This window comes from Streptomyces sp. NBC_01267 (genome assembly GCF_036241575.1).
GTDB lineage: Bacteria > Actinomycetota > Actinomycetes > Streptomycetales > Streptomycetaceae > Streptomyces.
On the sequence record NZ_CP108455.1, the window covers coordinates 5,199,499 to 5,220,730 of the forward strand.

At 70.7% G+C, this 21,232-nt stretch carries 21 protein-coding genes; 16 read left to right on the top strand and 5 right to left on the bottom strand.

Translation table 11 applies throughout. The features are described 5' to 3' along the window. The first annotated feature begins 50 nt into the window (after positions 1 to 50). From OG709_RS23865 to OG709_RS23885, 5 genes are all read left to right on the top strand, one after another. Positions 51 to 1,682 (top strand): peptide ABC transporter substrate-binding protein, encoded by a 1,632-nt coding sequence (locus tag OG709_RS23865; protein ID WP_250298100.1) that lies wholly within the window; start codon positions 51 to 53, stop codon positions 1,680 to 1,682. Positions 1,683 to 1,758: 76 nt separating this feature from the next. Next, positions 1,759 to 2,682, top strand: a complete 924-nt coding sequence (locus OG709_RS23870; protein ID WP_250298099.1) for an ABC transporter permease — start codon at positions 1,759 to 1,761, stop codon at positions 2,680 to 2,682. Further along, complete coding sequence (locus OG709_RS23875; RefSeq protein ID WP_250298098.1) at positions 2,675 to 3,649, top strand: ABC transporter permease; 975 nt, start codon at positions 2,675 to 2,677, stop codon at positions 3,647 to 3,649. Before OG709_RS23870 ends, OG709_RS23875 begins: the two co-directional genes overlap by 8 nt. An 11-nt stretch (positions 3,650 to 3,660) precedes the next feature. Beyond that, a complete protein-coding gene (locus tag OG709_RS23880; protein WP_250298097.1) occupies positions 3,661 to 4,638 on the top strand; it encodes an ABC transporter ATP-binding protein in 978 nt (325 codons plus the stop codon). Then, positions 4,628 to 5,905, top strand: coding sequence for an ABC transporter ATP-binding protein (locus tag OG709_RS23885; protein ID WP_250298096.1), 1,278 nt, complete (start codon positions 4,628 to 4,630; stop codon positions 5,903 to 5,905). The genes OG709_RS23880 and OG709_RS23885 overlap by 11 nt, the downstream gene beginning before the upstream one ends. A gap of 81 nt (positions 5,906 to 5,986) precedes the next feature. Here OG709_RS23885 and OG709_RS23890 read toward each other — a convergent pair whose 3' ends face one another. Then, positions 5,987 to 8,131 carry a S9 family peptidase gene (locus OG709_RS23890; protein ID WP_250298095.1) on the bottom strand — a complete coding sequence of 715 codons (2,145 nt, stop codon included), beginning with the start codon at positions 8,129 to 8,131 and terminating at the stop codon, positions 5,987 to 5,989. 232 nt (positions 8,132 to 8,363) lie between these two features. On the opposite strand from OG709_RS23890, the gene OG709_RS23895 reads away from it, so the two are divergent. From OG709_RS23895 to OG709_RS23930, 8 genes are all read left to right on the top strand, one after another. Then, a complete protein-coding gene (locus OG709_RS23895) occupies positions 8,364 to 8,558 on the top strand; it encodes a hypothetical protein (protein WP_250298094.1) in 195 nt (64 codons plus the stop codon). Between the two features lie 39 nt (positions 8,559 to 8,597). After that, entirely contained in the window at positions 8,598 to 9,509 is a 912-nt protein-coding gene (gene mshB / locus OG709_RS23900; protein WP_329167666.1) for an N-acetyl-1-D-myo-inositol-2-amino-2-deoxy-alpha-D-glucopyranoside deacetylase, read from the top strand. A 60-nt stretch (positions 9,510 to 9,569) separates the two neighbouring features. Next, positions 9,570 to 9,977 (top strand): DUF6113 family protein, encoded by a 408-nt coding sequence (locus OG709_RS23905; RefSeq protein ID WP_250298092.1) that lies wholly within the window; start codon positions 9,570 to 9,572, stop codon positions 9,975 to 9,977. A 164-nt stretch (positions 9,978 to 10,141) separates the two neighbouring features. Next, entirely contained in the window at positions 10,142 to 12,067 is a 1,926-nt protein-coding gene (locus OG709_RS23910; RefSeq protein ID WP_250298091.1) for a hypothetical protein, read from the top strand. Positions 12,068 to 12,241: 174 nt separating this feature from the next. Beyond that, entirely contained in the window at positions 12,242 to 13,162 is a 921-nt protein-coding gene (locus tag OG709_RS23915) for an ABC transporter ATP-binding protein (protein ID WP_329167667.1), read from the top strand. Continuing rightward, positions 13,159 to 13,899 carry an ABC transporter permease gene (locus OG709_RS23920; RefSeq protein ID WP_250298089.1) on the top strand — a complete coding sequence of 247 codons (741 nt, stop codon included), beginning with the start codon at positions 13,159 to 13,161 and terminating at the stop codon, positions 13,897 to 13,899. The genes OG709_RS23915 and OG709_RS23920 overlap by 4 nt, the downstream gene beginning before the upstream one ends. Positions 13,900 to 13,961: 62 nt before the next feature. After that, positions 13,962 to 15,053, top strand: a complete 1,092-nt coding sequence (locus OG709_RS23925; RefSeq protein ID WP_374211201.1) for a sensor histidine kinase — start codon at positions 13,962 to 13,964, stop codon at positions 15,051 to 15,053. Continuing rightward, positions 15,050 to 15,655 carry a response regulator transcription factor gene (locus OG709_RS23930; protein WP_374211198.1) on the top strand — a complete coding sequence of 202 codons (606 nt, stop codon included), beginning with the start codon at positions 15,050 to 15,052 and terminating at the stop codon, positions 15,653 to 15,655. Before OG709_RS23925 ends, OG709_RS23930 begins: the two co-directional genes overlap by 4 nt. Before the next feature lie 47 nt (positions 15,656 to 15,702). Here OG709_RS23930 and OG709_RS23935 read toward each other — a convergent pair whose 3' ends face one another. Beyond that, positions 15,703 to 16,158, bottom strand: a complete 456-nt coding sequence (locus OG709_RS23935; RefSeq protein WP_329167668.1) for a DUF2000 domain-containing protein — start codon at positions 16,156 to 16,158, stop codon at positions 15,703 to 15,705. Positions 16,159 to 16,207: 49 nt separating this feature from the next. Between OG709_RS23935 and OG709_RS23940 the strand changes: the two genes are divergently transcribed. Beyond that, positions 16,208 to 17,023, top strand: coding sequence for a helix-turn-helix transcriptional regulator (locus OG709_RS23940; protein WP_329167669.1), 816 nt, complete (start codon positions 16,208 to 16,210; stop codon positions 17,021 to 17,023). On the opposite strand, the gene OG709_RS23945 is transcribed toward OG709_RS23940, so the two are convergent. Beyond that, on the bottom strand, positions 17,016 to 17,858 hold the full coding sequence (locus tag OG709_RS23945; protein WP_250298085.1) for a transglutaminase-like domain-containing protein: 843 nt from the start codon (positions 17,856 to 17,858) through the stop codon (positions 17,016 to 17,018). The two genes, OG709_RS23940 and OG709_RS23945, sit on opposite strands and share 8 nt — an antisense overlap. A 75-nt stretch (positions 17,859 to 17,933) precedes the next feature. Further along, positions 17,934 to 18,950 carry a GNAT family N-acetyltransferase gene (locus OG709_RS23950; RefSeq protein ID WP_250298084.1) on the bottom strand — a complete coding sequence of 339 codons (1,017 nt, stop codon included), beginning with the start codon at positions 18,948 to 18,950 and terminating at the stop codon, positions 17,934 to 17,936. Positions 18,951 to 19,063: 113 nt separating this feature from the next. Between OG709_RS23950 and fdxA the strand changes: the two genes are divergently transcribed. Together fdxA and dapC are read left to right on the top strand one after the other, a co-directional pair. Beyond that, positions 19,064 to 19,384 carry a ferredoxin gene (gene fdxA, locus OG709_RS23955; protein ID WP_250298083.1) on the top strand — a complete coding sequence of 107 codons (321 nt, stop codon included), beginning with the start codon at positions 19,064 to 19,066 and terminating at the stop codon, positions 19,382 to 19,384. A gap of 147 nt (positions 19,385 to 19,531) precedes the next feature. Next, a complete protein-coding gene (dapC, locus tag OG709_RS23960; RefSeq protein WP_250298082.1) occupies positions 19,532 to 20,635 on the top strand; it encodes a succinyldiaminopimelate transaminase in 1,104 nt (367 codons plus the stop codon). Positions 20,636 to 20,813: 178 nt separating this feature from the next. On the opposite strand, the gene OG709_RS23965 is transcribed toward dapC, so the two are convergent. Then, complete coding sequence (locus OG709_RS23965) at positions 20,814 to 21,227, bottom strand: ATP-binding protein (protein WP_250298081.1); 414 nt, start codon at positions 21,225 to 21,227, stop codon at positions 20,814 to 20,816. Positions 21,228 to 21,232: the final 5 nt, after the last annotated feature.

A 21,232-nucleotide genomic window follows, 5' to 3' on the forward strand; every position in this document is an offset into this window, starting at 1 on the left:
CGGGTGATATTGGGCCCTAAGTGCGATTTGGGACCAGAAGGAGGCACTCCATGCGCGGAGCCACACACGCCAAGTGGGCCGCATGCGCGGTTACCGTCGCGCTGGCGGCGACGGCCTGCGGCGGCGGAGGGAGCAGCAGTGGCGGTGGCGGGAGCAACGGAGTCCTGAGCTCCTCCTGGGGAGACCCGCAGAACCCGCTGGAGCCGGCGAACACCAACGAGGTCCAGGGCGGCAAGGTCCTCGACATGGTCTTCCGTGGTCTCAAGCGGTACAACCCGAAGACCGGCAAGGCCGAGAACATGCTGGCCAGCAAGATCGAAACCACTGACTCGGTCAACTTCAAGATCACCATCAAGTCCGGCTGGACCTTCAGCAACGGCGAGAAGATCACCGCGAAGTCCTTCGTGGACGCCTGGAACTACGGCGCCGACCTGAAGAACAACCAGAAGAACGCGTACTTCTTCGGCTACATCGACGGCTACGACAAGGTCCACCCGGACACCGGCAGCGCCACGGCCACCACACTGTCCGGGCTGAAGGTCGTCAACGACACGACCTTCACGGTCAAGCTCAACCAGAAGTTCTCCACCTTCCCGGACACCCTCGGGTACGCCGCCTTCGCCCCGCTGCCCTCGGAGTTCTACACGAACCACTCGGCGTGGCTGTCCAAGCCGATCGGCAACGGCCCGTACACCATCAAGTCGTACACCAAGGGCTCGGAGATGAGCCTGCGCACGTGGGACAAGTACCCGGGCTCCGACAAGGCGCAGAACGGCGGGGTGGACCTCAAGGTCTACACCGACAACAACACCGCGTACACCGACCTGACCGCGGGCAACCTCGACCTGGTCGACGACATCCCCGCCGCGCAGCTCAAGAACGTCAAGTCCGACCTGAGCGGGCGCTACATCAACACCCCGGCCGGCATCATCCAGACGCTCGCCTTCCCCTTCTACAAGCCCGAGTGGAACACCGCCGGGGCCAAGAAGGTCCGGATCGGCCTCTCGATGGCGATCAACCGGCCCCAGATCACCAAGACGATCTTCGCGGACACCCGGACCCCGGCGACCGACTGGACCTCACCGGTCCTCGGTGCCGCGGGCGGGTACAAGGCCGGGCTCTGCGGCAGCTCCTGCACGTACAACCCCACCGAGGCGAAGAAGATGATCAAGGAGGGCGGCGGCATCCCCGGCGGTCAGCTGAAGATCACGTACAACGCGGACACCGGCTCCCACAAGGAGTGGATCGACGCCATCTGCAACAACGTCAACAACGCGCTCGGCAACGACAAGGCCTGTGTCGGCAACCCGGTCGGCACCTTCGCCGACTTCCGCAACCAGATCAGCGCGAAGAAGCTGTCGGGCCCGTTCCGCGCCGGCTGGCAGATGGACTACCCGCTCATCCAGAACTTCCTGCAGCCGCTGTACTACACCAACGCCTCGTCCAACGACGGCCACTGGACCAACAAGACCTTCGACAAGCTGGTCAACGAGGCCAACGCGGACACCGACACCGCCTCCGCCGTGCAGAAGTTCCAGCAGGCCGAAGGGGTACTGCGGGACGACATGGGCGCCATTCCGCTCTGGTACCAGAACGGCAGCGCAGGCTACTCGGACCGCATCTCGAACGTCGCGCTGAACCCGTTCAGCGTCCCGGTCTACAACGAGATCAAGGTCCACTGACGCCACTGGGAGTACGGCCCGGCGCACCGCGAGCGCCGGGCCGTACTCCCTCCTACAACGACCCCCGGAGCCCCTCATGGGACGTTATGTGATCAGGCGTCTGCTCCAGATGATCCCGGTGTTCATCGGTGCCACGCTACTGATCTTCCTGATGGTGAACGTGATGGGTGACCCCATCGCCGGCCTCTGCGGAGACCGCGCCTGCGACCCGGCGACCGCTGCTCAGCTGCGCTCCCAGTTCGGCCTCGACAAGTCCGTGTGGCAGCAGTACCTGACCTACATGGGCAATGTCTTCACCGGGGACTTCGGCACCGCGTTCAACGGTGAGAAGGTCACCGACCTGATGGGCAGCGCCTTCCCCGTCACCATCAGACTCACCGTGGTGGCGATCGTGTTCGAGATCATCATCGGCATCACCTTCGGTGTGATCACCGGGCTCCGCCGGGGCCGCCCGATCGACAGCACGGTCCTGCTGCTCACCCTGGTCGTCATCTCGGTCCCGACCTTCGTGACCGGTCTGCTCGCCCAGCTGTTCCTCGGGGTGAACTGGGGGATCATCGAGCCCGCCGTCTCGCCCTCGGCCCCCCTGAACCAACTCATCGTGCCCGGACTGGTGCTGGCGTCCGTCTCCCTCGCGTACGTCACCCGGCTGACCCGGACGTCGATCGCGGAGAACCGCCGCGCCGACTACGTCCGCACCGCCGTCGCCAAGGGCCTGCCGAAGCGCCGCATCATCGTCCGGCACCTGCTGCGCAACTCGCTGATCCCGGTGGTGACGTTCATCGGTACGGACATCGGCGCACTGATGGGCGGTGCCATCGTCACCGAGCGCATCTTCAACATCCACGGTGTCGGTTACCAGCTCTACCAGGGCATTCTCCGCCAGAACAGCCAGACGGTCGTCGGCTTCGTCACGGTCCTCGTCATCGTCTTCCTGGTGGCGAACCTCATCGTCGACCTCCTCTACGCCGTTCTCGACCCGAGGATCCGGTATGCCTGAGTCCCAGAATCCCGACGAGGCGATCGCCGGCACCGGCGCCGGTGGGCCCATGGACCTCGCGACCGGCGAGGGCGCCACGCTGGAGGGCGCGAAGCAGGCCCACGACGGAGGCCCCGAGGAACGGCCCCGCAGCCTCTGGTCCGACGCCTGGCGCGATCTGCGCCGGAACCCGATCTTCATCATCTCCGGCCTGATCATCCTGTTCCTGGTGGTGATCTCGATCTGGCCGCAGCTGATCGCCACCCAGAACCCGCTCAACTGCAACCTCGACAAGGCCCAGCAGGGCTCCCAGCCAGGGCACCCGTTCGGTTTCACGGGCCAGGGCTGCGACGTCTACACCCGTACCGTCTACGGGGCCCGCCAGTCGGTGACCGTCGGTGTCTGCGCCACCGTCGGAGTGGCCCTCATCGGCAGCTTCCTCGGCGGTCTCGCCGGGTTCTTCGGCGGCGCCGGCGACGCGATCCTCTCCCGGATCACCGACATCTTCTTCGGCATCCCGGTGGTCCTCGGCGGTCTGGTCCTGCTGTCCGTGGTCACCAGCAGCACCGTCTGGCCGGTCATCGGCTTCATGGTGCTCCTCGGCTGGCCGCAGATCGCCCGTATCGCGCGCGGCTCGGTCATCACCGTCAAACAGAACGACTACGTCCAGGCAGCGCGGGCGCTCGGCGCGTCCAACTCCCGGATGCTGCTGCGCCACATCACGCCGAACGCGGTCGCCCCGGTGATCGTGGTGGCGACCATCGCCCTCGGTACGTACATCTCGCTGGAGGCGACGCTCTCGTACCTCGGCGTCGGCCTGAAGCCGCCCACCGTGTCCTGGGGCATCGACATCTCCGCCGCCTCCCCGTACATCCGCAACGCCCCGCACATGCTGCTCTGGCCGGCCGGTGCGCTGGCCGTCACGGTGCTCGCGTTCATCATGCTCGGCGACGCGGTGCGCGACGCCCTCGACCCCAAGCTGCGCTGAGGAGCCGGACCATGTTGCTCGAAGTGCGCGATCTGCACGTGGAGTTCCGGACCCGCGACGGGGTCGCGAAGGCGGTGAACGGCGTCGACTACACCGTGGACTCCGGTGAGACGCTCGCCGTCCTCGGGGAGTCCGGCTCCGGCAAGTCCGTCACGGCCCAGGCGATCATGGGCATCCTCGACGTGCCGCCCGGACACATCGCCGGTGGCGAGATCATCTTCCAGGGCCAGGACCTGCTGAAGCTCAAGGAGGAGCAGCGGCGGAAGGTCCGCGGCGCCAAGATGGCGATGATCTTCCAGGACGCGCTCTCCTCGCTCAACCCGGTGCTCAGCGTGGGTGAACAGCTCGGTGAGATGTTCACGGTCCACAAGGGCATGTCCCACAAGGCAGCCAAGGCCAAGGCCGTCGAACTGATGGACACGGTACGGATCCCGGCGGCCAAGGAGCGCGTCGGGCAGTACCCGCACCAGTTCTCGGGCGGTATGCGTCAGCGCATCATGATCGCGATGGCGCTGGCCCTGGAGCCGGACCTGATCATCGCGGACGAGCCGACCACGGCGCTCGACGTGACCGTGCAGGCCCAGGTGATGGACCTGCTCGCCGAGCTCCAGCGGGAGTTCAACATGGGGCTCATCCTGATCACCCACGACCTCGGCGTGGTCGCTGACGTCGCGGACAAGATCGCGGTGATGTACGCGGGCCGGATCGTCGAGACGTCGCCGGTCCACCAGATCTACCGGGCCCCCGCCCACCCGTACACCAAGGGTCTCCTCGCCTCGATCCCGCGGCTGGACCAGAAGGGCCAGGACCTCTACGCGATCAAGGGCCTGCCGCCCAACCTGCTGCACATCCCGCCCGGTTGTGCCTTCAACCCCCGTTGCCCGATGGCCCAGGAGGTGTGCCGTACCGACGTGCCGCCCCTGTACGAGGTGAACCAGGAACGCCGGAGCGCCTGCCACTTCTGGAAGGAGACGCTCGATGCACGCTGACCACTCGGGGCGCCGGGACGCACGCGACGCGGCCGAGGCCGAGCGTGACCTGATGGAGAAGTCGCACGCGGAGACGGCGTTCGCGAACGAGGTACACCCCATCCTCGAAGTCCGGGACCTGGTCAAGCACTACCCGCTGACCCAGGGCATCCTCTTCAAGAAGAGCGTCGGCGCGGTCAAGGCCGTCGACGGGGTGTCGTTCGCGCTCAGCCAGGGCGAGACGCTCGGCATCGTGGGGGAGTCCGGCTGCGGCAAGTCGACCGTCGCCAGGATGCTGGTCAACCTGGAGGCCCCGACGGGCGGTTCGATCAAGTACAAGGGCGAGGACATCACCAAGCTGTCCGGGCGGGCGCTGAAGGCGGTGCGGCGGAACATCCAGATGGTGTTCCAGGACCCGTACACGTCGCTCAATCCGCGTATGACGGTGGGTGACATCATCGGGGAGCCGTACGAGATCCACCCCGAGGTGGCTCCGAAGGGGGACCGGCGCCGCAAGGTGCAGGACCTGCTGGACGTGGTCGGTCTGAACCCGGAGTACATCAACCGGTATCCGCACCAGTTCTCCGGCGGTCAGCGTCAGCGCATCGGCATCGCCCGCGGCCTCGCGCTCAACCCCGAGATCATCGTGGCCGACGAGCCGGTCTCGGCGCTGGACGTGTCGGTGCAGGCGCAGGTCATCAACCTGATGGACCGGCTGCAGAAGGAGTTCAACCTGGCGTACGTGTTCATCGCGCACGACCTGTCGATCGTCCGGCACATCTCCGACCGGGTCGGCGTGATGTACCTCGGGCGGATCGTCGAGGTCGGCTCGGACGCGGAGATCTACGAGCACCCGACACACCCGTACACCCAGGCGCTGCTCTCCGCCGTGCCGCTGCCCGACCCGGAGGCGCGGGAACGGCGGGAACGGATCATCCTGGTCGGGGACGTGCCGTCGCCCGCCAATCCGCCGTCGGGCTGCCGGTTCCGTACCCGCTGCTGGAAGGCGCAGGAGCGGTGCGCGCAGGAGGTGCCCGCGCTGGCCGTGCCCGCGGTGTTCCGGATGGTCGATGGCCCGGTGCACCACGACTCGGCCTGTCACTTCGCCGAGGAGAAGCAGGTCGTACCGGACATCGGGCTGGGGCCGGACGAGGGGCCGCCGGGGCCGCCGCGGCCGTTGGAGGGCCCGCCCGGACAGCCGGGGGCGTCAGGGCCGTCGGGAGGCGCGCCCCCGGGCCCTCCGGGGTCCGGTCCCGAGGGGCCGCCGACCGGGGCGACGCCCGCCTGACAGCGACGCCCGCCTGACAGCGTGGCGCGACCGGCCGGGGCGGCACCATGCCCCGGCCGGACAGGCCTTCGAACCGTCGGCCTAGTGGCTTTCGCCGTCCGCGCCGGGCGCCAGGGACCGCTTGATGAAGTCCACCTGGAGCAGCAGCAGATTTTCGGCCACCTGTTCCTGCGGTGTCATGTGCGTCACCCCGGACAGCGGCAGCACCTCGTGCGGGCGGCCCGCGGCGAGCAGGGCCGAGGAGAGCCGCAGGGTGTGCGCCGCGACCACGTTGTCGTCGGCGAGCCCGTGGATGATCATCAGGGGCCGCGCGGGGTTCTCCGGGGCGGAGAGCCCGTCGTCGGTGACCAGCCCGCTCGCCGCGTACACCTCGGGCTGCTCCTGCGGGTCGCCGAGGTAGCGCTCCGTGTAATGCGTGTCGTACAGCCGCCAGTCGGTGACCGGAGCGCCCGCGACGCCCGCGTGGAAGACGTCGGGGCGGCGCAGTACGGCGAGCGCGGCGAGGTAGCCGCCGTACGACCAGCCGCGGATCGCGACCCGCTCCAGGTCCAGCGGGAAGCCCTGTTCGGCCAGGCTGTGCAGGGCGTCGACCTGGTCGTCGAGCGTCAGTGGGAAGTTGTCCTTGACCGCCTTCTCCCAGGCCGGGGAGCGGCCGGGGGTGCCCCGGCCGTCCGCGACGATCACCGCGAAGCCTTGGTCGGCGAACCACTGGGACGTGAGGTGCGGGTTGTGCGCCGCGAGCACCCGCTGGCCGTGCGGGCCGCCGTACGGGTCGAGCAGGACCGGCAGCTTGCCGTCCGATTCCCGGTGGCCGGTGGGGAGCAGGACGGCGCACGGAATTTTCCGTGCGCCCCCCTCGGCGAAGGTCACGCGGGGAGTGAGGCCCGGCTTCTCCGCGTACGAGGCGACCGTGGCCACCTCCTTGCCGTCCCGCAGCACCCGTACGGTCGCGCCCGGCACCTCCGTACCGGCCGAGACGAGCACCGTCACACCCCCGGAGCGCACCGCGGAGTGCACACCCGGATCTGCCGAGACGCGCTCCACGCCCAGTTCGTTGACCCGGTACACGTGGATCTCGCCGGTCTCGGGAACCGCGGCGGTCTCGCCCGCCGAGGCGGAAACGAGGATGTCGTCAACCGAGATGTCCAGCACCGCCCGAACGTGCAACTCCGGCCCGGTGAGCAGCCGGTCGCCGACCGCGAGCACCCGCGCTCCGCCCTCGTCGGCGATCCGTACCAGGCCGCCGGCCGGTGCCCAGGCGGGCACGCCGGGGAACAGATCGAGCCACACCGGGTCCTCGTCGACATGCACGGTCCTGGTCGCGCCGGTCTCCGTACTGACCCCCAGATACCGCTGACTGCGCTGGTCACGCGCCTGCGTGAGCAGCAGGGGTGCGCCGTCGTCCGACCAGTGCACGGCGGCCAGGTACGGATACCGGCCACGGTCCCAGACCACCTCGGTACGCGAACCGTCCAGGCGGTAGAGGAAGAGCCGCACCTCGGCGTTGGGCGTCCCGGCCGCCGGATAGCCGACCTGTGCGGGCTCGCGGTCCGGATGCGCGGGATCGGCGATCCACCACCGCTGTACGGCGCTGTCGTCGGCCCGCGCGACCAGCAGGGACTGCGAGTCCGGCGCCCACCAGTAGCCGCGTGAGCGCTGCATCTCCTCGGCCGCGACGAACTCGGCCAGACCGTACGAGACATGGGCGTCCTCGGGCTCGGCGAGGGCCTTGTCGCCCTCCCCGTCCGCCCCCACGACGCGCAGTGCGCCGCCGGTCACATAGGCGACGAGGCGGCCGTCGGGGGACGGGCGGGGGTCGATCGCGGACCCCGGCACCCGGATCTCGCGGGTGGAACCGGCCCGCAGTTCAGCGGTGAACAGCCGTCCGGACAGGGCGAATGCGGCCAGCTCGGCCGCCGCGTCGACCGCGTACCCGACGATGCCCGCCGAGCCCTCCCGGCTCCGCTCGCGGCGTGCCCGCTCCTGGGCCGAGAGCTGCTCGTCCGCGCCGCCGAGGAGCGCCTGAGGATCGGCGGCCACGCGCTCCTGTGCGCCCCGTTCGAGGTCGAGCACCCAGAGCTGGTTCGTACGGTCGGTGCCGGACGAGGAGCGCAGGTAGAGCACCCGGTTCCCGTCGGGCGACACCGTGAAGGCGCGCGGGGCCCCCAGCGTGAAGCGCTGGGTTCTCGCGAATTGGCGCGGGAAGGAGAGTTCGTTCGAAGTCATGGCACTGAACTTACGACTTGGCCGCGCGGGCGGGGACCGGCCGGACAGGTCTTAGACCTGAGGCATGTGCCGACCGGTTCTGTCCGTGGCGTACGTCCGTGCGCCCCTCGTGCTGCCGTGCATCGATCATGCACGCCCCCGGATAGTTATGATCCGTAGCGCTAGGTGGGTATGACGCTACCGGCAGTTGTGGCATGCCCCTGTCCCGTACGCAATGTGGAGGTGAACCGTCATGGCACTCTCGATCTCGGCGGTGGTGCTGCTGGCGATCATCGTTGTGCTGCTGGTCAGGAAGTCGGGGCTGAAAGCGGCGCACGCGCTGGTCTGTGCACTCCTGGGTTTCTATCTGGCCAGCTCGTCCATGGCGCCCAGCATCCACTCCCTGACCACGAATGTGGCCGGGATGATCGGCGGCCTCAAGTTCTGAGAGGGGCGGACCGGCGGGTGCGGCTCGTAGGCTGTTCCCATGACGGACCTCCCCGCCCAGCGTCTGCTTCTGGTGCACGCGCACCCCGACGACGAGTCGATCAACAACGGCGCCACCATGGCCGCGTACGCGGCCACGGGCGCCCACGTCACCCTGGTGACCTGCACCCTCGGTGAGGAGGGTGAGGTCATTCCGCCCGGACTGGCGCATCTGGCAGCCGACCGGGAGGACGCCCTGGGGGCGCATCGCATCGGTGAACTGGCCGCCGCGATGCGGGAGCTGGGTGTGCGGGACCACCGTTTCCTCGGCGGGCCCGGCCGCTACCGGGACTCCGGGATGATGGGTGTCGAGCAGAACCACCGGGCGGGCGCCTTCTGGAACACCCCCGTGGACGAGGCGGCCCCGTACCTCGTGGAGGTGATCCGTTCGGTACGTCCGCAGGTCCTGGTGACGTACGACCCGAACGGCGGTTACGGCCACCCCGACCACATCCAGGCGCACCGCGTCGCCATGCGCGCCGCCGAGCTGGCGGCCGAGCCCGCCTTCCGGCAGGACCTCGGTGAGCCGCACGCGATCGGGAAGATCTACTGGAACCGGGTGCCGCGGTCGGTGGCCGAGGAGGGCTTCGCCCGACTGCGGGCGGCCGGTGCGGACTTCCAGGGCATCGCGGACATCGGTGATGTACCGGGCGTGGTGGGCGATGCGCTCGTCACCACGGAGATCGACGGCACGGCGTACACGGCTGCCAAGTCCGCCGCGATGCGCGCGCACGCCAGCCAGATCGCGGTGGACGGACCGTTCTTCGCGCTCTCCAACGACCGCTGGCAGCCGCTCTTCGTGCGTGAGTACTACGAGCTGGTGCGGGGCGCCTCCGGGGCGCCGGAGGGCGAGCGGGAGGCTGATCTCTTCGCAGGCGTCACAGGCGTCGCGGGAACGGTGGGGCCGGCGTGAACCAGCGTGGTACGGGAGCAGTCGGATGAGCACGGTCCAGGGCGGTACGGGAGCAGTCGAATGAGTACGAATCAGAGCGGTACCGGCTTGGCGGCGCCGCTGAACCCCCGCCGGATCGCTGCCTACTTCGGGCTGCTCGTCCTCGGCGCGCTGGTCGGCTTCGCGGGCGCGCTCATCCAGGCCGCCTGGTTCCCCGGCGGCCTTGTGCTCGCCCTGGTCGGCGCCGCCGCGCTCTTCTACGGCGGCCGGGTCGCCACCGGCACGGGCATCGGGGTCGGCGCGCCCGCGGTCGGATGGCTGGTCTCCGTCATGCTGTTGACGGCCACCCGCCCGGAGGGTGACTTCGTCTTCGGCGCGGGCGTGGCCTCGTACGTGTTCCTGCTGGGCGGCATGGTGGCCGCTGTGATCTGCGCCACCCTGCGCGTACTGCCGCAGGCGGGCCCGGATTCCGCCCGACCTGGCAAGTGATGTGCCGCTTCGCCCGGTGAACCTGCCGCACGTGTCAGGCCCCCGGAACGTCGCATTCCCATGGGCGTGGGGTGTCATCGCGCCGTGGCCAGTATGGTGGTGCGCGCCGCCGAACCTCCCGCACAAGTAAGAACGGGCGGCGGAGCCAACCGGGAGAACCTGCCTTGAGTCGTGAAACTGACAGTTCGTCCACCGGCCCTCAGGGGCGTGGCGGGGCCGCGTACCCCTCGGGCACGCCGCCGTACGGAACCCGCCAGTCTCCGGAGGACGCCGTGTCCCCGGCTCCGGCCACCGGGCCGCAGCCGGATGAGCCCAGGACCGAGACCACGCTGACCACGCGTATCCGGATCAACATCCCTGGCTCGCGGCCGATTCCGCCGGTCGTCATGCGTACGCCGATGGCCGAGAGCGACCTCGCCGATGCGCCGGACGCCGAGCGCACGGCGACCATGCCCCGGCCGCCGGAGCCGGAGGCGGAGCCCGCCCCCGAGCCGCCCGCCGAGCGGCCGACCAGTGACTGGTTCGCGCCGCGCAAGCCTGCGGCGTCCTCGGCCGCCGCCCCGCCCGCAGCACCGGCCGCCCCCGCGGCGCCCGTTGCTCCCGGGTCCGGAGCGGCTCCCGGGACCGGAGCGCCGGACGAGGCCGGGCAGCGCCCCGACCTCCCCTACTTCTCGGAGCCGCCTCAGCGCGGCACCGTGCCCCCCGGACCGGCCGCACCCGCAGCACCCACCGGACCGACCACCGGTCCGGTCACCGGCACCAGTTCGCTGACGCCGCCGCTCGACTCGCTTCCGCCCTTCCCGGCGGCCACGCCGCCGCCGATGTCGGACGACACAGCGGTACTGACCCCGCAGCAGCCCGCCCCGGGATTCCCGCAGGGGATGAACGGCCAGGGCCTGAAGGGCCAGGGCCCGGCCGCCGCCCCGGCGGGCGGCAACGTCTCGGGCTCCACGCTGAACAGCGGCAGCCCGGTGGCCCCGCCGGAGCGCCGTTCGCCGTTCCCGCCGGGCCCCGGAGCCGGTCCTGGCGCGCCCCGGCAGTCCGACGGGAAAGCAGCCTTCGACCCGTCCGCGCCGTCGAACCCCATCACCGCCCCCACGCCCGGACCCGCCCCGGTCCGTCCGGCCACGCCCGGCAAGAAGAAGGGCGGCCGTTCCAAACTGGGCCTCATCGGGGTCGGCATCGTCGTGCTGGCCGGTGTGGCGTACGGCGCGGGCCTGTTGATGAACCACTCCGCCGTGCCCAAGGGCACCACGGTGCTCGGCGTCGACATCGGCGGCGGCACCCGGGACGAGGCCGTCAACAAGCTCGACACCGTTCTCGGCAAGCGGGTCGGCGCGCCGATCCAGCTCAGCGTCGACGGCCGTAAAACCGAACTCAGGACCGCCGCCGCGGGTCTCTCCCTGGACACCCAGGCCACCGTCCGCCAGGCCGCGGGCAGCGACTACAACCCCGTCTCGGTCATCGGTTCGCTCTTCGGCGGGCAGCGGGTGGTCGACCCGATCCTGCCCACCGACCAGGAGAAGCTCGGCGCCGCGCTGACGGATCTGGCGGGCGTCTCGGGCTCCGCGTCGGAGGGCACCATCAAGTTCGAGCCGGGCAAGGCCGTTGCCGTGCCGGGCAAGGCGGGCAAGTCGCTGGACGTCGACCGGTCGATGGTCGCGGTCCAGGACGCGTTCCGCGCCCAGGTGCAGACGGGCAAGCCGCACACCGTCGTGCTGCCGGTCGCGGCCAGGCAGCCGACCGTCACCCGGACCGAGATCGACCGGGCGATGAAGGAGTTCGCACAGCCCGCGATGTCCGGCCTGATCACGATCAAGGCGGGCACCAAGCAGATCCAGTTCGGCCCCGAGAGGTCACTGCCGAAGATCCTCTCCATGAAGGCGGTCAACGGCCGGCTGGTCGAGGTCTACAACCGGCCCGCGATCACCCAGCTCCTCGAAGGGGTCTTCGACGGCGTCATGATCACCAAGGGCGACGGGCAGAAGCACCCGGTCTCCGCGACCGACGTGGCGCAGGCCATGGGGACCGCGCTGCTCGGCAAGACCCCCGCCGAGCGCACGGCCACGATCAACCTCGACGCGGGCTGATCCCACCCCCGTACAGCTCTTACGGCACACCTCGCACGGCCCCCGTCCGGACACCGGCACAGCGTCGGAACACCGGCCCGGGGGCCGTGTCATGTGTAGGGCATGACATCTGTCACCGCCGACTCACGACAGACCGCACTGCCGCCGTACCGCCCGCTGCGGGACGCTTGACCCATGACGACGACAGCACCGCCCACCACTGTGGTGAGCTTCGAGCAAGTGAACAAGAGCTACGGCCCGGTGCACGCCGTGGCCGGCCTCTCCCTCGATCTGCACCCCGGTGAGACGGTCGCGCTCCTCGGTCCCAACGGAGCGGGCAAGTCCTCGACGCTCGACCTCCTGCTGGGCCTGCGCAGGCCCGACTCGGGGACCGTCCGGGTCTTCGGTACGACGCCCGAGCAGGCCATCAAGGACGGCCGGGTCGGGGCGATGCTGCAGAGCGGCGGCCTGATGGAGGAGGTCACGGTGCGCGAGCTGGTGAAACTCGGCTGCGACCTGCACCGCCGTCCGCGTACCGTCGCCGAGGTACTGGACCGGGCCGGGATCACCCAGATCGCGGACCGTATGGTCAACAAACTCTCCGGCGGCCAGGAGCAGCGCGTCCGGTTCGCCCTGGCGACCGCGGGCGACAGCGACCTGATCGTCCTCGACGAGCCGACCACCGGGATGGACGTCTCCGCCCGGCACTCCTTCTGGGCCACCATGCGGGAACAGGCCGACCAGGGCCGTACGGTCCTCTTCGCCACCCACTACCTGGAGGAGGCGGACGCGATCGCCGACCGGGTGCTCGTCCTGCACAAGGGCCGCCTCCTCGCCGACGGCACCGCCTCCGAGATCAAGGCGAAGGCGGGGGCCCGCCGGATCGCCTTCGACCTCGAAGGGGTCATCGACGAGGCGGCGCTGCGCGGACTGCCGTTCCTCACCGCGTGCGACGTGTCCGGCCGTACGGTCCGCATCCAGTCGTCCGACGCCGACGGGACCGTCCACGCCGTGTACGGACTCGGGCTCTACCCGCACAACCTCGAAGTCGCCGGACTCGGCCTGGAACAGGCCTTCGTCGCCATCACGGAGGCCGAGGAGGCCAAAGCAGCATGAGCACCCTGATCAGGCTCGAAATCACCCGGACCCTGCGGAACAAGAAGTTCATGTTCTTCTCGATCCTCTACCCCTCGATGCTCTACCTGATCATCGCGAGCGGGGCGTCGTCCACGGACAAGGTGGACGGCACCAGCCTCACCCTGCAGAGCTTCTACGTGGTCGCGATGGCGTCCTTCGGCGCGCTGACCGCCGTACTGATGGGCAACAGCGAACGCATCGCCAAGGAGCGCGAGAAGGGCTGGGTCCGTCAGCTGCGGCTCACCTCGCTGCCCGGCCGCGGCTACGTCCTGGCGAAGATCGCCAGCGCGGCCGTGGTCACCCTGCCGTGCATCGTCGTCGTCTTCGTCGTGGCCGCCGCGTTCAAACACGTACGGTTCGACGCCTGGCAGTGGCTGGCGCTGACCGGGGTCATCTGGGCCGGGAGCCTGGTCTTCGCCGCGCTCGGGGTCGCCATCGGCTACCTCGCCAGCGGGGACGCGGTCCGGCCGATCACGATGATCATCTACTTCGGCCTCTCCATCCTCGGCGGCCTCTGGCTGCCCACCACGTCCTTCCCGCAGTGGCTCCAGAACATCGCCGAGTGGCTTCCCACCCACGCGTACGCCGCACTCGGCCAGTCCATCGAACTGGGCAGCGCCCCGCACGCCAAGGACGTGGGCATCCTCTTCGTCTACTTCCTGGTCTTCGCGGGCGGCGCGGCCTGGCTGTACCGGAAGGACACCCTGAAGGCGTGAACGAGGAACGAGTCGTCGGCATCGGGAGGGTCCCGGAGAACGCGCGGCTGGCCGCCAAGAAGATGATCTGGATCGGCATCTGGCTGGCCTTCATGAGCCCGCCCCTGAACAAGCTCCTCGACGGCGGCTACTCCACCGTCGGGGAGGTGTTCGGCTGGACGGGACTCGTGGTCTTCGTCCTCGCGTACCTGGTGCTGGTCTTCCGGCACACCGCGCGGCGGCTCACCACGCCCGTGGTCCGCGGCACGCTGGTCTTCCTCGGGGCGCTCGCCGTGGCGCTCTCGCTGACGCTCGGTCCGACCTGGCTCGTGCTCTTCGTGTACGTGGCGGTGAGCTGCGGGGCGGTCCTGCCGGCCCGGCAGGCCGGCTGGTCGATCATCGGATCCACCGCCGTGATGTGCCTCCTCGCCCTCCGCGGCGACCAGCCCGTGGAGGCGGTCGGCGGACTCCTCGTCCCGGCGCTGCTCGGCGGGTTCGCGATGACCGGGGTGGGGCAGCTGATCCGTACGACGGTCCAGTTGAAGGAGGCCCGCGCCACGGTCGCCCAGCTCGCCGCCAACGAGGAACGGCTGCGGATGTCCCGCGACCTGCACGACCTCCTCGGCCACTCCCTGTCGCTGATCGCCCTCAAGTCCGAACTGGCGGGCCGGATGCTCCCCGACCAGCCCGGCCGGGCAGCCGCCCAGATCGAGGACATCCAGCAGGTCAGCAGGCAGGCCCTGAAGGACGTACGGGAAGCGGTCACCGGCTACCGGCGGCCCACCCTGCCCGGCGAACTGGCCGGGGCGCGCACGGCGCTGGCCGCCGCGGGCGTGGTGGCGGACGTACCGGCCGACTGCCCGACCGACGGGCTGGACGAGGACCAGGAGGCCGCTCTGGCCTGGGCGTTGCGCGAAGGGGTCACCAACGTCGTACGCCACAGCGGCGCCCGGAACTGCACCGTCACGGTCCAGGTCCGGCAGAACCTCGACGGGCGTCACTACGAACTCACCGTGCGGGACGACGGCGACAACTCCGGTGGGAGCGCCGCCCCGAAGGGCAACGGCCTGACCGGGATGACCGAGCGGCTCGAAATGGTCGGCGGCACCCTCGACACACGATCCGGGAAGGGCTTCACCCTCACCGCCCGGGTCCCCCTAGGATCCGGTACATGATCAGGCTCTTGCTCGCCGAGGACCAGTCGATGGTCCGGGAGGCCCTTGCCGCGCTGCTCGGCCTGGAGCCGGACTTCGAAGTCGTCGCCCAAGTGGCCCGTGGCGACGAGGTACTGGCCGCCGCCCGGACGCACACGGTCGATGTCGCCCTGCTCGACATCGAGATGCCGGGCATGACCGGCATCGACGCGGCGGCCGAGCTGCAGCGCGAACTGCCCGCACTCAAGGTCGTCGTCCTCACCACCTTCGGCCGCCCCGGCTATCTGCGCCGCGCCATGGAGTCGGGCGCCCACGCCTTCCTGGTCAAGGACGCCCCCGCCGCCCAACTGGCCGCCGCGGTACGGAAGGTGCTCGCCGGTGAACGGGTCATCGACCCGACGCTGGCCGCCGCGGCCCTCTCCGACGGAGCGAACCCGCTGACGGAGCGCGAACGCGCGGTGCTGCGCGCGGCGGCCGACGGCTCGACCAACGCGGAACTGGCCGCGGCGCTGCACCTGTCGCAGGGCACCGTCCGCAACTACCTCTCGACGGCGATCCAGAAGCTGACGGCCCGCAACCGGGCCGAGGCGGTGCGGATCGCCCGCGAGAAGGGCTGGCTGTAGGCGCTGTTCCGGACGCGGCCGGTCCGGGCGGCCCGGCGCGGTCCCGGTCAGGGATGCATCCGCGCACCCTTGAGGACCTTGTCCACCGCGTTCCGCGGCCCGTACACGGCCAGCCCCACCAGGTCCAGCTCGTCGCGCGGTACCGCCGCCACCGCCGCGCGGTTGTCGCGGTCGTTGCCCGTGCCGAACAGGTCGCGGGTGAAGACCGCCCTCGGCAGCGCGCGGGACAGCACCCGCGTGTGCGCGGCCGTCAGGTTCTCCTTCGTGCCCTCGAAGACCAGGACCGGCTGCCGGAACATCGGCAGATAGCCGGTGCCGTCGGCGTCCGCGTACGGTTCGCCGATCACCTCGGGGGCCGCCGGGCCGAGCCCGCTGACCAGGAAGGCCGTCACGTTCAGCCGCTGCCAGGTCTCCAGGTCCTCGCGCAGCAGGACGGCGATCTTGGTGTCGAAGCGGACGGGCGGGGCGGCGGGGACATCAGCGGTCAGGTTCTCGGTTCTCATGCTTCGAGACTGCCGACTGCCCCGCCCCGCCGTCTTGTACGTTCCTTGCATGGTGGCCCGGCAGGAGATCTCCGCATGGCGCCCGCCGGTCGCGGGCATCGTGGAGGTCTTCCACGCCCACTTCACCGAGCACGCCTACCCGATGCACGTCCACGACGCCTGGACGCTGCTGATCGTCGACGACGGCGCCGTGCGCTACGACCTGGACCGGCACGAGCACGGCACTCCGCGCGGCACGGTGTCGCTGCTGCCGCCGCAGGTGCCCCACAACGGCTCGCCCGCCACCCCGCACGGCTTCCGCAAGCGGGTGCTCTACCTGGACATGACGCAGCTGGACGCGGGCTACATCGGCCCCGCGGTCGACGGCCCCGATCTGGTCGACCCGGTGCTGCGACAGCGCGTCGGGCAACTGCACACGGCCCTCGCGCACCCCGGGGACGAGCTGGAGGCGGAGAGCAGACTCGCACTGATCGGCGAACGGCTGCGCGGGCATCTGCGGCCCCGGCCGGTGAACCGCCCGCCGGCTCCCGCCCCGGCCCTCGCGCACCGGCTGCGCGAGCTCCTCGACGAGCGGCTGGTCCAGGGGGTGACCCTGGACGAGGCCGGCACGCTGGTGCACGCCCACCCCGCCCACCTGGTACGGGCCTTCAGCGCCGCTTTCGGGATCGCCCCGCACCAGTACCTGATGTCCCGCCGGATCGACCGCGCCCGCCGGCTGCTGCTGGACGGCCGGCCGCCCGGCGAGGTGGCCGTGGCCACCGGGTTCTACGACCAGTCCCACCTGGCCCGGCACTTCAAGCGGGTCGTGGGCATCGCACCGGGGCGGTACGCCGGCACCGGGCCGACGCGGGCCGGCGTCAGTTGAGCATCGCGCGCGCCGACCGGGCCCGCCTCCGGATCGCCTCGGCCGCCCCCGGTTCGACCGCGGCGACCACCTCCGCGTACTCGTCCAGCTCCGCTGCCCCGCGCACGAAGTCACCGCGTTCGACGAGCAGTTGGGCGTGCTCGTAGCGGAGCCGGGCCGGATGGGCGGGGAGCAGCAGGGAGAGCTCGATCGCCCACAGGTGTACGTCGGTGCGCTCCGGGCGGGCGGCGGCCCAGGCGCGGATGTTGTTCAGGACGCGCAGGACGATCTCCAGCGGGCCCGCCGGGGCGAGCATCGAGGGGTCCAGGGGTGCACCCGTCGTCCCCGTGACCAGGATCCCGGCGTCCTGGGCGGTCAGCTGCCGGCCTCCGGCGAACGGATCGACCAGGACCTGTTCGTCCGCCGGGTCCGACGGGTGCCCGAGGCCGACCACGAAATGACCGGGCAGCGCCACGCCGTACACCGGGGCTCCGGCCCGGCGTGCGACCTCGGTCCAGACCACCGAGAGCAGGATCGGCAGCCCGCGGCGGCGGCGCAGCACCTCGTGCAGGAGCGAGGACTCCAGTCGTTGGTAGTCGCCCGGGGTGCCCCTGAACCCGGTCCGTACGCCGAGGAGTTCACCGAGGGCCGCCGCCCAGGCCCGGGGCCCGGAGGTCCCGTACGGCAACAGGCCTGCCAGCCGGTCCAGTTCGATCTGGGCCGCGTCGATGCCGTCCTGCCCCAGCGCGGGGTCGGCCTCGGTGCCCAGCAGCAGACACAGCAGCGCGAGATCGGGCCGCTCGGAGCGCGCCTCCTCGGCGAACTGCCGTCGCCAGTCGGTCGATTGCCCGTCCATCCGAGTCCCGTCCCCGTCCGTCCCTGTCCCGTGTCCTGTGCCGTGCCTGTGGCGAATCTGTTCAGCCCGGACGCCTCAGGCCGCCGCGGAGGTCTGCCGGTAATGGTGGTAGCTGTGGTGGGTCCGGAACCCCATCCCGTCGTACAGCGCACGGGCTCCGGCGTTCTCCTCCTCGACCTGGAGCCACGCGGCCGACGCACCCTCGTCCAGCGCCTTGCGGGCGAGCGCCGCCATCACCGTGCTCGCCAGCCCCCGGCGGCGGGCGGCGGGAGCCACCTCTATCGCCATGAAGCCCGCCCAGCGGCCGTCGACCACACAGCGCCCGATCGCCGCGGGCGCCGGGCCGGGACCCGCGACCGAGGCGAACCAGGTCGAGGGGCCGCTGCCGAGCACCTTCAGGACATCGCCGCCCGGGGTGTCCCGGTCGTCGAACCGGTGGTAGCGCCTGAGCCAGGACTCGTCGCAGGTACGGGAGAGCGAGACCCGGGAGACGTCCGTGTCCAGATCACCGATCGGGGCCAGCGCGCCGATCCGGACCAGCGCGCTCACCTCACGGGTCCAGCCACGCTGCTCCAGACCGGCGGCCAGCAGTTCCTGCGTGCCCTCGTTGCCCGTCGCCAGCTGGACGTACGCGGGCAGACCCCGGGCCGCGTACCACTCCCGTGCGTACTCCAGCGCGTCGTCCAGCGGACGGCCCGGATCGCCCAGCGGAAGCACGGAGTTGGCGCGGCGGGTGAATCCGGACGCCGCCCGGAGCTCCCACTCGCCCAGCCGCTCGCTCTCCACCGGCTGCCAGGCGCGGGCAGTGGCCCGCGCCAGCTCGGCGAAGGTGGCCGAGGGGCCGCGCCTGCGGGCGGGCGCGGCCGGTACCGTCTTCCCCGCGACGAGGGCCGACTCCGGGATGCGTACCGACACGCCCGATCTCTGTGTGACGGACAGCACACCGGAATCCCATGATGTGAGAACGCCCACCGTGTCCGTGTACTTCTCACCTGGTGGGGCCTCATCGGTCAGCTGCCTGACTGATACCCGTTTGCCCACGTCATCGGGTGTAATTCGGACCTCAAGCCGTCCGCCGGTAGTGAATTCCACAGCTCTCTCCGCCCCTCCTGTTCGGATCGCGCCCAGGAACGGAGATACTAGGTGCGGGCATCGACGACGCCGCGCTCCCGCGCAGAGCAGCCCTACCGAGGAGGAACGACAGCGTGACTTACGTCATCGCGCAGCCTTGTGTCGACGTCAAGGACAAGGCGTGCATCGAGGAGTGCCCCGTCGACTGCATCTACGAGGGCTCCAGGTCCTTGTACATCCACCCGGACGAATGCGTCGACTGTGGTGCCTGTGAGCCGGTATGTCCGGTGGAGGCGATCTTCTACGAGGACGACACCCCGGAGGAGTGGAAGGACTACTACAAGGCGAACGTCGAATACTTCGACGATCTCGGCTCGCCCGGTGGTGCCTCCAAGCTCGGTCTCATCGAGCGCGACCACCCCTTCATCGCGGCGCTGCCTCCGCAGAACGGCTGACTCCGTAGGGCCTGTCCCGGCCGCCCCCGGTCCCGTACGGCTCGTCCGCGTACGGGACCGCGGTGTTTTCCGTGCAGCCTTGGACAGATACCGACAGATACGCAGCAGCCGGCATACGGCCGGCATACGTACGAGAAAGTGAAGCCCGTGTCCGCAGTCTCATCGCGTCTCCCCGTCTTTCCCTGGGACAAGTTGGAGCCGTACAAGGCAACAGCGACCGCCCACCCGGACGGCATCGTGGATCTCTCCGTCGGCACCCCGGTCGACCCGGTCCCCGGGATCGTCCGGAACGCGCTGATCGCGGCGGCCGACTCACCGGGGTATCCGACGGTGTGGGGGACGGTGGCGCTGCGTGACGCGCTCACCGGCTGGTGCGAGCGCCGGCTCGGTGCGCGCGGGGTCGCGCACACCAATGTCCTGCCGGTCGTCGGTTCCAAGGAACTGGTGGCCTGGCTGCCCACCCAGCTCGGTCTGGGGGCGGGGGACCGGGTGGCGTACCCGCGGCTCGCGTACCCGACGTACGAGGTGGGCGCGCGGCTCTGCGGCGCGGAGCCCGTCGTGTACGACGACCCGACGGAGCTCGACCCCACGGGTCTCGAGCTGCTCTGGCTGAACTCGCCGTCCAACCCGACGGGCCGGGTCCTCGCCAAGGACGAGCTGGTGCGGATCGTCGCCTGGGCGCGCGAGCACGGGATCCTGATCGCCAGCGACGAGTGCTACCTGGAACTGGGCTGGGAGGCCGAGCCGGTCTCCGTACTGCACCCGGACGTCTGCGGTGGCACGTACGAGGGCCTGATCGCCGTCCACTCGCTCTCCAAGCGGTCCAACCTGGCCGGGTACCGTGCCGCGTTCTGCGCGGGCGACGCCGAGGTGCTGGGCGAGCTGCTGAAGATCCGCAAGCACGGCGGGATGATGACGCCCGCTCCGGTACAGGCCGCCACGGTCGCCGCACTCGGTGACGACGTGCACGTGGCCGAGCAGCGGGCGCGGTACCTGGCCCGGCGCGCTTCGCTGCGCGCGGCGCTGGAGTCGCACGGCTTCCGCATCGAGCACAGCGAGGCGAGCCTCTACCTGTGGGCGACGCGCGACGAGCCGTGCTGGACGACGGTGGCCCACCTCGCCGAGCTGGGCATCCTGGTGGCGCCCGGCGACTTCTACGGGGTGGCGGGTGAGCAGTTCGTGCGGGTGGCGCTGACGGCTACGGACGAACGGGTGGCCGCCGCGGTGAAGCGGCTGGGCGACGGCGGCTGAACCGGTCCGGCTTTCGCGCCGGCAGGGAGTCCGCGCCGGTACGCGGTCCGAGTCGGTACGCGGAGGGGCCCCGGGGAGTTCGCTTCCCCGGGGCCCCTCCGCGTATCAGGCCACATCGGCCCGTATTGGCTTGTATCGGGCTGTATCCGACCAAGCCGGGCCGTATCGGCGCCTCCGGTCAGCCGAGCGGCAGCCCGCCGGTGGGCTGACCGCCGGCCGACAGGCCGCCGTCCGTGGCGCTCTGGGCGGCCCCGCCGACGACACCGGCGGCGGTGGCCGCGGTGTCCCCGGCGGCCTGCTGCGCGGCCGGAACCGCGGTCCTGCCCGCGGCGCCGACGGCCTTGCCCGCGGTCGGGACGGCCTTGTTGACGGCCTTGCCGCCGGTGTCACCGGCCAGGCCGGTGGCCTTCTGGGCGGCGCCGTCGACGGAGTTGCCCAGGCCGGCGCCGTCGAGGGCGGTCACGCCACCCAGGTTCGGGGTCTGCGGGAGCTCAGCGGCGCTCGCGACACCGGCCGCGGCGACCACGGGGACCGCACCCGCCGCGATGAGCAGCGCGGTACGGGCGATCCGGCGGGGCAGGGAGAGGGACATGACGC

What these genes read in the sequence shown, in the direction of transcription:
- OG709_RS23940 (WP_329167669.1), top strand. Translation starts at nt 16,208, where the DNA reads ATGGTGGCCCGGCAGGAGATCTCCGCATGGCGCCCGCCGGTCGCGGGC.
- OG709_RS23890 (WP_250298095.1), bottom strand. Translation starts at nt 8,131, where the DNA reads ATGACTTCGAACGAACTCTCCTTCCCGCGCCAATTCGCGAGAACCCAG.
- OG709_RS23865 (WP_250298100.1), top strand. Translation starts at nt 51, where the DNA reads ATGCGCGGAGCCACACACGCCAAGTGGGCCGCATGCGCGGTTACCGTC.
- mshB (WP_329167666.1), top strand. Translation starts at nt 8,598, where the DNA reads ATGACGGACCTCCCCGCCCAGCGTCTGCTTCTGGTGCACGCGCACCCC.
- OG709_RS23875 (WP_250298098.1), top strand. Translation starts at nt 2,675, where the DNA reads ATGCCTGAGTCCCAGAATCCCGACGAGGCGATCGCCGGCACCGGCGCC.
- OG709_RS23905 (WP_250298092.1), top strand. Translation starts at nt 9,570, where the DNA reads ATGAGTACGAATCAGAGCGGTACCGGCTTGGCGGCGCCGCTGAACCCC.
- OG709_RS23920 (WP_250298089.1), top strand. Translation starts at nt 13,159, where the DNA reads ATGAGCACCCTGATCAGGCTCGAAATCACCCGGACCCTGCGGAACAAG.
- OG709_RS23895 (WP_250298094.1), top strand. Translation starts at nt 8,364, where the DNA reads ATGGCACTCTCGATCTCGGCGGTGGTGCTGCTGGCGATCATCGTTGTG.
- OG709_RS23915 (WP_329167667.1), top strand. Translation starts at nt 12,242, where the DNA reads ATGACGACGACAGCACCGCCCACCACTGTGGTGAGCTTCGAGCAAGTG.
- OG709_RS23885 (WP_250298096.1), top strand. Translation starts at nt 4,628, where the DNA reads ATGCACGCTGACCACTCGGGGCGCCGGGACGCACGCGACGCGGCCGAG.
- OG709_RS23945 (WP_250298085.1), bottom strand. Translation starts at nt 17,858, where the DNA reads ATGGACGGGCAATCGACCGACTGGCGACGGCAGTTCGCCGAGGAGGCG.
- OG709_RS23965 (WP_250298081.1), bottom strand. Translation starts at nt 21,227, where the DNA reads ATGTCCCTCTCCCTGCCCCGCCGGATCGCCCGTACCGCGCTGCTCATC.
- OG709_RS23935 (WP_329167668.1), bottom strand. Translation starts at nt 16,158, where the DNA reads ATGAGAACCGAGAACCTGACCGCTGATGTCCCCGCCGCCCCGCCCGTC.
- OG709_RS23880 (WP_250298097.1), top strand. Translation starts at nt 3,661, where the DNA reads ATGTTGCTCGAAGTGCGCGATCTGCACGTGGAGTTCCGGACCCGCGAC.
- OG709_RS23930 (WP_374211198.1), top strand. Translation starts at nt 15,050, where the DNA reads ATGATCAGGCTCTTGCTCGCCGAGGACCAGTCGATGGTCCGGGAGGCC.
- OG709_RS23925 (WP_374211201.1), top strand. Translation starts at nt 13,962, where the DNA reads ATGATCTGGATCGGCATCTGGCTGGCCTTCATGAGCCCGCCCCTGAAC.
- OG709_RS23870 (WP_250298099.1), top strand. Translation starts at nt 1,759, where the DNA reads ATGGGACGTTATGTGATCAGGCGTCTGCTCCAGATGATCCCGGTGTTC.